This is a genomic window from Streptomyces sp. NPDC047079 (assembly GCF_040643755.1).
Classification (GTDB): Bacteria; Actinomycetota; Actinomycetes; order Streptomycetales; family Streptomycetaceae; genus Streptomyces.
On record NZ_JBEYUZ010000054.1, the window covers coordinates 1 to 12,475 of the forward strand.

The following is a 12,475-nucleotide window of genomic DNA, read 5'->3' on the forward strand; positions in this document are numbered from 1 at the left end:
CGTTGTCCGCACCCGCGCCCGGCACCGGCGCCAGATCCCCCGCCTCATACGCCTCCAGCACCTCACGCTGCGCGTCCACCACCACCAGCACCCCGTCGAACACCCCGTCCAGCAGAGCCACCTGGGCACCACCGGTCACGACGACGGACGCCCCGGCGTCCGCGAGCATGTACCCCAGCCGGTCCGCCGGGTTGACCGGGTCCAGCGGCAGATACGCTCCCCCCGCCTTCAGTACGCCCAGCAGTGCGGGGATCAGTTCCGCGTCCCGTTCCAGGCACACACCGACCAGGGACTCCGGGCCCACGCCCAACGACCGCAGATGCCGCGCCAGCCGGTTCGCCCGCTCGTTCACCTCCCGGTACGTCAGCGCCACCTCACCGGCCACCACCGCCACCGCGTCCGGCGTCCGCGCCACCTGATCCTCGAACAGCTCGTGGACGCAGGCGGAGACGGCCGCGGCCGGGGCGGTGCCCCGCAGGGCACGCTCCAGGAGCATTTCCCGCTCCCCCGCGGGCAGGCGGGTCGTCCGGGCGTCGCCGTCCGGGTCCGCCGCCATCGCCTCCAGCACCGCGCGGAACATCCCCGCCAGCCGTTCGGCGTGCGCCAGGGTCATGACGTCGGCGCGGGTGTTGACGTGAAGTCGGTTGCCGCGGTTGAAGACGATCAGGTCGAACTCGTTGGCCGCGCTCGTCATGCGCGTCCCGGTGGCGACCCGTTCGGTGTCGACCTGGTGGAAGTCGATGTAGTTGAAGTAGGCGTTGATGAGCCTTCCGCCGCCCCAGTCGTGCTGGACCGCGGGCATCGGGTAGCGGCGGTGCGGCCACAGCTCGACCTCCCGCTCGAAGACCTGCGTCACCAGCTCCCGCCACGTCCGGGCGGTCCGGTCGGCGGGGAAGGGAAGGGTGTTGAGATACATGCCGAGAACGCGCTCGGCGCCCAGCGCCTCGGGCCGGGTGTCGCACACCAGCCCCGCGTGGTAGGCGGGCTCGTCCGTGATCTGCCCCATCACCTTCAGGAAGGCGGCGAGCAGCACGCTCTTGAACGACACCCCCGCACCGGTGGCCAGATCGCGCAGCCGGTCGGCGAGATCGTCGAAGGGCACCTCCTGGTAGACGGGCTCGTCGGTCGCTCCGGCCCACTCGGCGGGCAGCGTCAGGGGGGTGTGCTCGGAGGTGACCCGGCGCCAGTAGGCGCGGTCCTCCGCCGAGTCCAGCGAGGCGAGTTCGGCGGCGATCGTGTCGGCGAACCGCACCGCCGGCGCCTCGGGGGTCTCCGGCTCCCCGCCGTCGCGGATCGCGCGGTAGCAGTCGAGCAGTTCCACCAGGAGCTGGTGATAGCTCCAGCCCTCGGTGATCGCGTGGGACTGGGTGAAGGTGACCCACCAGGCCGTGTCGCTCTCCTCGTGGGCGAGGATCCGCATCAGCGGGGCGCTCTCTACCGGGAACGGCTCGGCCCGCTGCCCGGCATGCAGCTCGAAGCGTGCGGCGGTCAGCTCCTCCTCGGTCAGTCCGCGCAGACTGTGCACGCGCACCGGGATCTCGGCCGAGGCGTACACCAGTTGCAGCGGGGTGGAGTAGCCCGTCAGGTGGAAGGAGGTCCGCAGGACCTCATGCCGGTCCGTGAGCAGGCGCGCCGCCGCCCGGAGGGCGTCCGGGTCGAGCGGCCGCTCGTCGACGACCCGGAAGGTGTTGATGATGTGGTACGGGTTGCGGTCGCCACCGGTCATCTCGATGAGCATGCCGAGCTGCGTCCGGCCCAGGGGGTAGGCGTCCACGACGTCCTGCGGCAGCCTGGCCCGGTCCTCGGCGGAGATCAACGCGAATGGCGCCACGAACCGCTCGTCGGCGGCGGTGAGTTCGTCCCGTCCGGAGACCAGCTCGACGAGCCGTTCCACGGTCCGGGCCTCGAAGACGTCCCGCACCGCGAGGTCGACGCCCTGGGCGCGGAGCGCGCCCACGAGGGCGACGGCCCGGATCGAGTCGCCGCCCAGGTCGAAGAAGCCGTCGCGGACGCCGACGCGTTCCACGCCCAGGGCCTGGCACCAGACCTCGGCCATCCGGCGTTCGGCGTCGTCCCGCGGTGCCAGGTACTCGCCGCGGGCGAAGGCGGCGTCGTCGGGGGCGGGCAGGGCGCGCCGGTCGACCTTCCCGTTGGGAGTCAGCGGGATAGCGTCCAGCACCACGTACGCGGCGGGGAGCATGTACTCCGGGAGGGTCCGCGCCAGCCGGTCCCGCAGCGCCTCGGGGGAGGCGTGTTCCTCGCGGCGGGGGGTGACATAGGCGACGAGCCGCTCCTCGCGGACGACCACGACGGCCTGGCGGACCAGCGGGTGGGTGCTCAGCGCGGTCTCGATCTCGCCGAGTTCTATGCGGTGCCCCCGCACCTTCACCTGGTCGTCGACGCGCCCCAGGAAGTCCAGGCTGCCGTCGCCCCGCCACGCGGCCAGGTCGCCGGTGCGGTACAGGCGGGCGCCGGCCGGTCCGTACGGGTCGGGCACGAAGCGTTCCGCGGTCAGCTCCGGCCGGCCCAGGTAACCGCGGCCGACGCCGGCTCCGCCGACGTACAGCTCGCCCGGGACGCCGACCGGCACCGGCCGCAGCCATGCGTCGAGCACGTACAGCCGGGTGTTCCTGATGGGTTCGCCGATCGGTACGCGACGGTCGGCGGCGGCGTCGGTCAGGACGGCGTGCGTGACGTCGTCGGAGCACTCGGTGGGCCCATAGGCGTTCACCAGCGCAATGCCCGGGTACCGTGCCAGCCAGCGGACGCACAGCTCGGCGGGGAGCGTCTCGCCCGTGACCACCAGCCGGCGCAGCCGGGGCAGGTCGGGTGCCGCGCCCCCCGCGTCCCAGTCGTCCAGGGCGGTGCGCAGCAGGGACGGCACGACCTCGAGGACGGAGACCTCCTCGTCGGCCACCCGCGCGAACAGCTCCCTCGGGTCCAGGGCGGTGGCGCCGTCGACCGTGCGGACCCGGCCGCCGGTCACCAGCGGGGCGAGCATCTGCCACACCGAGATGTCGAAGGCCGGGGAGGCGTTCTGCACCACGGTGTCGGTGGCGTCGAGGCCGAGGTCCTCGATCTTCGCCAGCAGGTGGTTGCCCATGCCGTCGCGGCGCACCATGGCGCCCTTGGGGCGGCCCGTCGAGCCGGAGGTGTAGATGACGTACGCGAGGTTGTCCTGCGCGGTGAGCGGCTCGGGGTCCGTACCGGGGCATCCGCTGAAGGCGCCGGGTTCGTCGACGAGGACGCGGGTCACCCCGTCGGACGGGGGTACCGTGTCGGCCGCCCCGCTGCGGGTGAGCAGATAGCGTGCGTCGGCGTCCTCGACCATGAAGCGCAGCCGTTCGGCGGGCGCGTCCGGGTCGAGCGGCAGGTAGGCGCCGCCGGCCTTGAGGACCGCGAGGACGGCTAGGACCAGCTCCGGCGAGCGTTCCAGGCAGAGGGCGACCAGTGTCTCCGGGCCCACTCCGAGCCCGCGCAGATGGTGGGCGAGCCGGTTGGCCCGGGTGTTGAGTTCGGCATACGTCAGGAGCGTCTCGTCGCTGACGACGGCCACCGCGTCCGGCGCGAGCGAGGCCCGGCGCTCGAACTCCTCCGGCACGCGGAGGTCGGCCGGCCGCCGCGCGGTGTCGGTCAGCGTGTCGAGCAGCAGTCGGCGCTCGGCCTCGGGAAGGCAGTCGGCGCGGGCGTCCGCGTCGACGTCGGCGACGATGGCTTCGAGCACCGCGCGGTACATCGCGCGGAGCCGTTCGCCGTCGGCCCTGCTGAGGACGGCCGTGCTGGTCGACAGGTTCAGCCGGTCGGGCCGGCAGTGCACGGTGAGGTCGAACTCGGTCCGGTTGGTGCCGAACCGGGCGTCGGCCCGCGTCCCGTCGGCACCGCCCGAGGTCTCCTCCATGGGCGGCAGATCGACGTAGTTGAACGCGACGCTGACCAGCCGTCCGCCGCGCCGCGCCCGCTGGAGGGCGGGCAAGGGGTGGCGCCGGTGCGGCCACAGCTCTACCTCGCGGTCGAAGACCTGGGTGATCAGCTGCCGCCAGGTGCGTGCGGAGCGGTCCACGGGGAACGGCACGGTGTTGAGGTGCATGCCGTAGACCCGGTCGGCGCCCAGCACCTCGGGCCGTGCGTCGACGACCAGACCGAGGTGGAAGGCCGGGGACTCGGTGAGCCGGCTCATCACCTTGGCGTGTGCGGCCAGCAACACGCTTTTGACGGGGGTCCGCAGCCGGGTGGCCACCGCGCGCAGCGCGGGCTCCAGATCGGTCAGGGACAGGGCGAGGTCGTAGCCCTCGCCGGGCCCGGCGGCGCGTTCCCAGCCGTCGGGCAGGGTGAAGGGGGTGTGGGTGGTGACGATGTCCTGCCAGTACGCGGCGTCCTCGGCGGACCGCAGCGAGGCCAGCTCGGCGGCGATGTAGTCCGCGTAGCGGACGGCGGGTGCGTGGTACGGCTCGGGTTCCCGGCCGTCGCCCAGGGCGCGATAGCAGCCGACGAGTTCGGACATCAGCCAGTTGTGGCTCCAGCCCTCGGTGATGGCGTGCGGCCGGCACAGCGACAGCCACCAGCCGTCGTCGGTGACATAGGCGGCCACCCGCAGCAGCGGCGCCCGCCCCAGGTCGAACTGGGCGTTCCGCTCGGCGAGGAGCAGCTTCATCAGCTCCTCGTTCGGTGTGTCTTCGTTGCCGGAGCCCCCGGCGACCCGGTGCACGACGACGGGGGCGTCGGCCTCGGTGTGCACCAGTTGCATGGGGACCGAGTAGGAGTGCAGGTCGAAGGAGGTGCGCAGCAGCTCGTGCCGGCCGACGACGATGCGGGCCGCCCGGCGCAGCGCCTGCTCGGAGAAGGGGCGCGGGTCCGAGACCCGGTAGGAGACGAAGCTGCGGTAGGCGTCGGCGGCGTCGAGCAGTTCCACCACCATGCCGGTCTGCACCTGGGACATGGGGTAGGCGTCCGCGAGGCCCTCCGGCAGCCGGTCCCGGTCCTCGGCGGAGATGAGCGCGAACGGCCGGACCGGCTCCGGGTCCTCCTCCAGGTCCGCTCGCCGTCCGAGGAGTTCGCCCAGGCCCGCGACGGTGCGGTGGGCGAAGACGTCGGTGACGGAGACGTCCAGGTTCTCGGTCCGCAGGGCGCCGACGAGGGCGACGGCGCGGATGGAGTCGCCGCCCAGATCGAAGAAGCCGTCGTGGACGCCGACCGCGTCCACGCCCAGGACGTCCCGCCAGACCGCGGCGATCCGCTCCTCGAGCGGGGTGCGCGGGGCTACGTAGCGGGAGCGCGCGTAGGCGGTGTGGTCGGGGGCGGGCAGGGAGCGCCGGTCGAGCTTGCCGTTGGCGGTCAGCGGTATGGAGTCCAGGGCGAGGAACGCGGTCGGCACCATGTAGGAGGGCAGGGACCGGCCGCAGTGGGAGGCGAGTTCCGCGCTCGACGGCAGGGCGGTGCCGGCCGCCGGGACGCAGTACGCCACCAGTCGCCGATCGCCGGGCTCGTCCTCGCGGGCGACGACCACCGCCTCCCGGACGGCGGGGTGCGCGGCCAGCACGGCTTCGATTTCGCCGAGTTCGATGCGGTAGCCGCGGATCTTCACCTGGTCGTCGGCGCGGCCGAGGAACTCCAGGCTGCCGTCCGGGCGGCGGCGGGCCAGGTCGCCCGACCTGTACAGACGGGAGCCGGGCGGACCGAACGGGTCGGGCACGAACCGCTCTGCGGTCAGCGCGGGCCGGTTGAGGTAGCCGCGGGCGACACCGGGGCCCCCGACGTGGATCTCGCCCGCTGTCCCGAACGGGACCAGGTTCCCCGCGCCGTCGAGCAGATGCAGCGACAGGTCGTCGAGCGGCCGTCCGATCGGGCTGCCCGCGTTTGGGCCGAGGTCGCCGGGGCGCACCTCGTGGATGGTGGTGTGCACGGTGGTCTCGGTGATCCCGTACATGTTGACCAGCGCGGGCCGCTCCAGCCCCAGCCGCTCGGCCCACGGGGTCAGCTCCGTGAACTCCAGCTTCTCACCGCCGAAGACCAGCATCCGCAGGGCGAGCCGTCCGATGCGCGGATCGTCGGCGGCGGCCGAGGCCGCCAGGGCCTTGAACGCCGTGGGGGTCTGGCTCAGCACGGTCACTCGCCGCGCGACCAGCAGGTCCAGGAAGTCGTCCGGTGAACGCGTCACGTCCTGCGGGACCACGACGAGGGTGCCGCCGTGCAGCAGCGCACCCCATATCTCGAACACCGAGAAGTCGAAGGCGTGGCTGTGGAACATCGTCCACACGTCGGACGCGTCGTAGGAGTGGCGCTCGTCGAGGGTCGTCATCAGCCGGACGACGTTTCCGTGGGTGAGGGTGACGCCCTTGGGCTTGCCGGTCGACCCGGATGTGTAGATCACATAGACCGTGTTGTCCGGACTCGACACGGGCTCGACGTCGTCGGCCCCGTACCGCTCCAGCGTCCCGCCGTCCCGGTCCAGGACGACCACGGTCCCGTCGAACACAGTGCCGAGCACGGCCTCCTGGGCGGTGCTGGTCACGAGGATCCGCACCTCGGCGTCGGTGAGCACATGGCCGAGCCGGTCCGCCGGGTGCGCGGTGTCCAACGGCACATAGCCCGCCCCGGCCTTCAGCACCCCGATCAGCGCCGGGATCAGCTCCGCGTCCCGTTCCAGGCACACACCGACCAGGGACTCCGGGCCCACGCCCAACGACCGCAGATGCCGCGCCAGCCGGTTCGCCCGCTCGTTCACCTCCCGGTACGTCAGCGCCACCTCACCGGCCACCACCGCCACCGCGTCCGGCGTCCGCGCCACCTGATCCTCGAACAGCTCGTGCACCGTCCGAGAAACCGGCGCCGCCTCGCGCTGGGCGCGTGCGGCCTCCAGAAGCAGCTCCCGCTCCCCGGCGGGCAGGCGGACGGCCTGGGCGTCGCCCTCCGGGTCCGCCGCCATCGCCTCCAGCACCGCCCGGAACATCCCGGCGATCCGGTCGGCGTGCTCCTGGCTGAGGACGTGGGAGGTCGAGCGCAGGCTCAGCATGCCGCCGAGCGCGGTCGCGGTGAGGGCGAACTCGTTCGGGGCGTCGTTGAAGCCCCAGCCGTCCTCGGCCTCCTCGGGGTCCATCCGGTGGAAGTCGAGGTAGCTGAAGAAGACGTCGACCAGTCGCCCGGCTCCGGGCTCCTGCTGGATGGCCGGCATCGGGAAGTGCCGGTGCGGCCATGCCTCGATCTCCCGGTCGGAGACCTGCCGAACCAGCTCGCGCCAGGTGCGGGCGGTCCGGTCGGCGGGGAGGGGAAGGGTGTTGAGGAAGGTGCCGTAGATCCGGTCGGCGCCGGACGCCTCGGGCCGTGAGTGGGTGACCAGGCCCACGTGGTAGGCGGGTTCGTCGGTGAGCTGGCCCACCACCTTCAGGAAGGCGGCGACCAGCACGCTCTTGATGGATGCCTTCGCCGCGCCGGCGAGCGCGCGCAGCGGCTCCTCGAGGTCGTGGAAGCGGGTTCCGGCGCGCACGACCTGGGCCGGTGCGCCAAGGTCGCCGTGCCAGCCGTCCGGGATGGTGGCCTTGGCGCGGCCCTGGACCACACCCTGCCAGTACGCGCGGTCCTCTTGCGAGTGGAGTGCGGCGAGTTCGGCGGCGATGGAGTCGGCGAAGCGCACGGCGGGCGCCGCGTACGGCTCCACCGGCCCTCCGTCCCTGAGCTGCTGGTAGACGCGGACCAGGTCCACCAGGAAGAGCTGGTTGCTCCAGCCGTCCATCACGGCGTGGCTCTGGGTGAAGGTGCACAGCCAGCCGTCGTCACCGAGGCTGTGGGCGCAGACGCGCAGCAGCGGTTCGGCCCGCGCGAAGTCGAACACCCTGTCGCGCTCGTCGGCCACGAACCGGAGCATGCTGCGCCGCTGTTCGTCGGCCGTGAGGCCGCTCAGGTCGCGCATCGCGAGGGGTATGTCGGCTTCGGCGTGCACGAGCTGGAGGGGTACGGAGTACCCGGTCAGCGCGACGGAGGTGCGCAGCACCTCGTGGCGGGCAACCAGGGTCGCGACCGCTTCTTGGAAGGCGGGGAAGTCGAAGGGCCGGGCGTCGTGGACACGGTAGACGTTGACGTTGTGGTAGTTGTTCCGCTCGCCGTCGGCGAGGGTCTCCACGAGCATGCCGGTCTGCACCAGGGACAGCGGATAGGCGTCGGCGAGCCCCGCGGGCAGTTTCTCCCGGTCCTCCTCGCTGATCAGCTCGAAGGGCCTGGTGCGGGCCGGTGTGCCGGTTCCGGGCCCGGTGCGGCCGGAGAGCAGCTCGGCGAGGGCCGCGACGGTGCGGCACTCGAAGACGTCGCGGACCGACACGTCCAGCCCCTCGGCCCGCAGCGCGCCGATCAGGGCCACGGCCCGGATGGAGTCGCCGCCCAGGTCGAAGAAGCCGTCGTGCACGCCGATCCGCTCGGCACCGAGCACCTCGGCCCACACGGCGGCGAGCCGTTCCTCCAGCGGGGTGCGGGGCGGGGTGTGCCCGCCCGTGGCGTAGGCGTCCTGGCCGGGCGCGGGCAGGGCGCTCCGGTCGAGCTTGCCGTTGGCGGTCAGGGGGATGGCGGTCAGCGTGACGAACGCGGTCGGCACCATGTACTCGGGCAGGGTGCGGGCGAGCCGGTCGCGCAGGGCCGCCGGGTCGGGCACGGTGTCCGCCGCCGGTACGAGGTAGGCGACGAGCCGCTGTTCTCCGGGGGTGTCCTCGCGCAGGACCAGGCGGGCGTCGGACACCTGCGGCAGGCCGCCGAGCGCGGCCTCGATCTCGCCGAGTTCGACCCGGTAGCCGCGGATCTTGACCTGGCCGTCGCCGCGGCCCAGGAAGTCGACGCTGCCGTCCGCGAGCATCCGCACCCGGTCGCCGCTGCGGTAGAGCCGGGCGCCCGGCCCGCCGTAGGGGTCGGGGACGAACTTCTCGGCGGTGAGGCCGGGCCTGTCGAGATAGCCGCGGGCCAAGCCGGCTCCGCCGATGTACAGCTCGCCCGGGACGCCGGTGGGCACGGGCTGCAACCGGTCGTCGAGGACGTACATCGTGACGCCCGGCAGCGGACCGCCGATGGGCATCACGTCGGGCAGCGTGCCGTCCGCTCGGGCGGGGACATCCCAGGTGCAGGTGCCGACGGATGTCTCGGTGGGGCCGTACTCGTTGACGAGCCGAGTGCCGGGGGCCAGCTTCCGCCATGCCTCGACGACGGGGCGGCGCAGTGCCTCGCCGGCCACGACGAGCACCGGCGCGAGGCTTCGGGCCTGGGCCGCGGTGAGCTGGTGGGTGAGCACTTCGAGGTGGGCGGGGGTGAGCTTCACGAAGGCGTACGGCGCCTGCGCGGCCAGTGCCGCTCCCAGGTCACCGAGGTCGAGGTCCTGGGGAAGGGTGTGCACGGGCCGGCCTGCCACCAGCGGCGCCCACAGGTTGGGCACGACCAGGTCGAAGGCGACGGAGGAGAACAGCGGGGCGCCGCCGTCGGCGCCCGTGAGTTCGTCCCGGGCCCATCGGACGTGGTTGGCGAGGCCGCCGTGCGGCACCAGGACGCCCTTGGGCAGCCCGGTGGAGCCGGAGGTGTAGATGACGTAGGCGAGCCGGTCCGGGTCGGCCGTCCGGTCGGGTGCGTCGCATGGGCGGGCGTCGACGGCGGCGCGGTCCCGGTCGAGGACCAGCGTCCGTCCGGTGAAGCCGGCGCCCGCCCGGTCCTCGTAGGCGGACTGGGTCAGGAAGACGCCGGCGGCCGCGTCGGCGAGGATGTGCCCCACGCGCCCGGCCGGGAAGACCGGGTCCATCGGTACGTAGGCGCCGCCCGCCTTCCACACGGCCAGCAGCGCGGCGATCAGGTCGGCTCCGCGGTCGAGCAGCACGCCCACCACGCACTCGGAGGTGACACCGGCCTCTCCCAGGTGGTGGGCGAGACGGTTGGCGTACGCGTCGAGTTCGGCGTAGCTCAGCCGTCTGCCGCCGTCGACGACGGCCGTCGCGTCGGGGGTCCGCGCCGCCTGCTCCTCGAACAGCTCGTATACGGTGCGGGTGACGGGCTCGGTGGGGTGGACCGCCCACGCACCGGTCAGCCGCGCCCGCTCCTCGGCGGGGACGAGCGGTATGCGGGCGTCGCCGTGGAAGTCGGCCGCCATGGCCTGAAGGACCGTCCGGAACATGGCGCCGATCCGCTCGGCGTGCTCGGGTGCCAGGGAGCGGGTGTCCGCGGTCAGGAAGATGCTCTTCACCCGGGAGGAGATGGTCAGCGGGAACTCGGTGGGGCTGTCGTCGATACCGACCGCGTCGTCCACCAGGCCCGCGTCCACCTGGCGGAAGTCCTGGTAGTTGAAGAAGACGTCGATCAGGCGCCCGTTGCCGCCGGTGTCCCGCTGCACGGCGGGCAGCGGGTAGCGGCGGTGCGCCCAGCTCTCCACCTCGCGTTCGAAGACGCCCCGGACGAGCTCCAACCAGGTGCCGGGGATCCGGTCGAAGGCCAGTGGGAGCGTGTTGAGGTACATGCCGTACACACGGTCGGCGCCGGTGACCTCGGGCCGTACGTCGTAGACCAGACCGGCGTGGAACGCCCGCGCGTCGGTGAGTGCGCTCAGCACCTTGCCGTACGCCGCGATCATGACGCTCTTGAGCGAGGCGTGGGCCTCGGCGGCCAAGGCGCGCAGTGCCGGTTCCAGGTCGTCCCACATGACGCGGACGTGGTACTTGCCGCGCGGGGCGTCCGGGTCGCCGGCCCAGCTCGTGGGCAGCGTGAACTTCTCGTATCCGTCGACCACTCCGCGCCAGTAGTCCCGGTCCGCGTCACCGGCGAGGGAGGCCAGCTCGCCGGCGACGGAGTCGGCGAAGCGCACGGCGGGCCGCTCGTACGGCTCGGGTTCCAAGCCGTCCCGGAACCGGTGGTAGCAGGTCAGCAGCTCCATGAGGAGCGAGTGGTAGCTCCAGCCCTCCATGATCGGGTGGCATTCGGTGACCGAGATCCACCAGTGGTCCTCGGCGACGTGCGCGTGGAAGCGCATCAGGCCCGGGACGGACAGCTCGAAGGCCTGGGCGCGCTGTTGCGCGACGAACTCCCGCAGTGACTCCTGGAGTTGGTCCGGGGTGAGGTGTCCGAGGTCGCGCACGCCGACGGCCACGTCCGCCCGCTCGTGTACCAGCTGCATCGGTACGGAGTAGTCGGTGAGGTGCAGGGAGGTGCGCAGCATGTCGTGGCGGGCCACGACCTCCTCGGCGGCCCGGTGGAAGGCGGCGGGGTCGAAGGGCCGCTCGTCCCGGATCCGGAAGCAGCTGCAGTTGTGGTAGTGGTTCTTCTCCTCGTCCGCCAGCATCTCGATGACCATGCCGGTCTGGATCTGCGACAAGGGGTAGGCGTCGACGATGCCCTCGGGCAGCCGGGCCCGGTCGGCCGCGGAGATCAGCGCGAAGGGCCGGACCAGGGCGAGGTCGTCGGCCTCCAGGGTGGCCCGGTCGGCCAGCAGCTCGCACAGCTCGGCCACGGTGCGGCGGTCGAACACGTCGCGCACGGACAGGTCGAGGCCCTCCGCCCGCAGGGCGCCGACGAGGGCGACGGCGCGGATGGAGTCGCCGCCCAGGTCGAAGAAGCCGTCGTGGACACCGACGCGCTCGGTCTCCAGGGCGTCTGCCCAGACCGCGGCGACCCGCTCCTCCAGCGGGGTGCGCGGGGCGACATAGCGGGAGCGGGCGTAGGCGGTGCCGTCGGGGGCGGGCAGGGCGCGCCGGTCGAGCTTGCCGTTGGCCGTCAGCGGCACCTTCTCGAGGGTGACGAAGGCGGCCGGCACCATGTAGTCGGGCAGGTCCCGGGCGAGGAACGTGCGCAGTTCGGCGGTCTCGGGCGGGGTGGGACCGGCGGGGACCACATAGCCGACGAGCCGCTTGTCCCCCGGGCCGTCCTCGCGGGCGATCACCACCGCCTCCCGCACCCCGGGATGGGCGCCCAGTACCGTCTCGATCTCGCCGAGTTCGATGCGGTAGCCGCGGATCTTCACCTGGTCGTCGGCGCGGCCGAGGAAGTCCAGGCTGCCGTCCGGGCGGCGGCGGGCCAGGTCGCCCGACCTGTACAGACGGGAGCCGGGCGGGCCGAACGGGTCGGGCACGAAGCGTTCCGCGGTCAGCTCCGGCCGCCCGAGATAGCCGCGGGCCACACCCGGGCCGCCCACATGGATCTCCCCTGGCACCCCGACCGGCACCAACTGCCCTCGCGCGTCCAGCAGATGCACGCTCAGGTCGCTCAGCGGACGGCCCACCGGATTGCCCGCACCCGGCTGAAGGTCCTCCGCCTCCACCCGGTAGAACGTGGTGTGCACCGTGGTCTCGGTGATCCCGTACATGTTCACCAGAGCCGGCCGTTCCAGCCCCAGCCGCTCCACCCACGGCCTCAGCTCGCCGATCTCCAGCTTCTCTCCGGCGAAGATCACCGACCGCAGCGCCAGCCGGCCGATCCGCTCGTCCCCCACTGCCGCCGCCGACACCAGCGACCGGAACGCCGACGGCGTCTG

At 72.8% G+C, this 12,475-nt stretch carries 1 protein-coding gene; it reads right to left on the reverse strand.

Features of this window, described 5'->3' with window-relative positions; all coding sequences use genetic code 11:
• Positions 1-12,475: amino acid adenylation domain-containing protein (locus ABZ823_RS30505; protein ID WP_361666078.1), on the reverse strand; the 12,475-nt coding region annotated here is incomplete at both ends.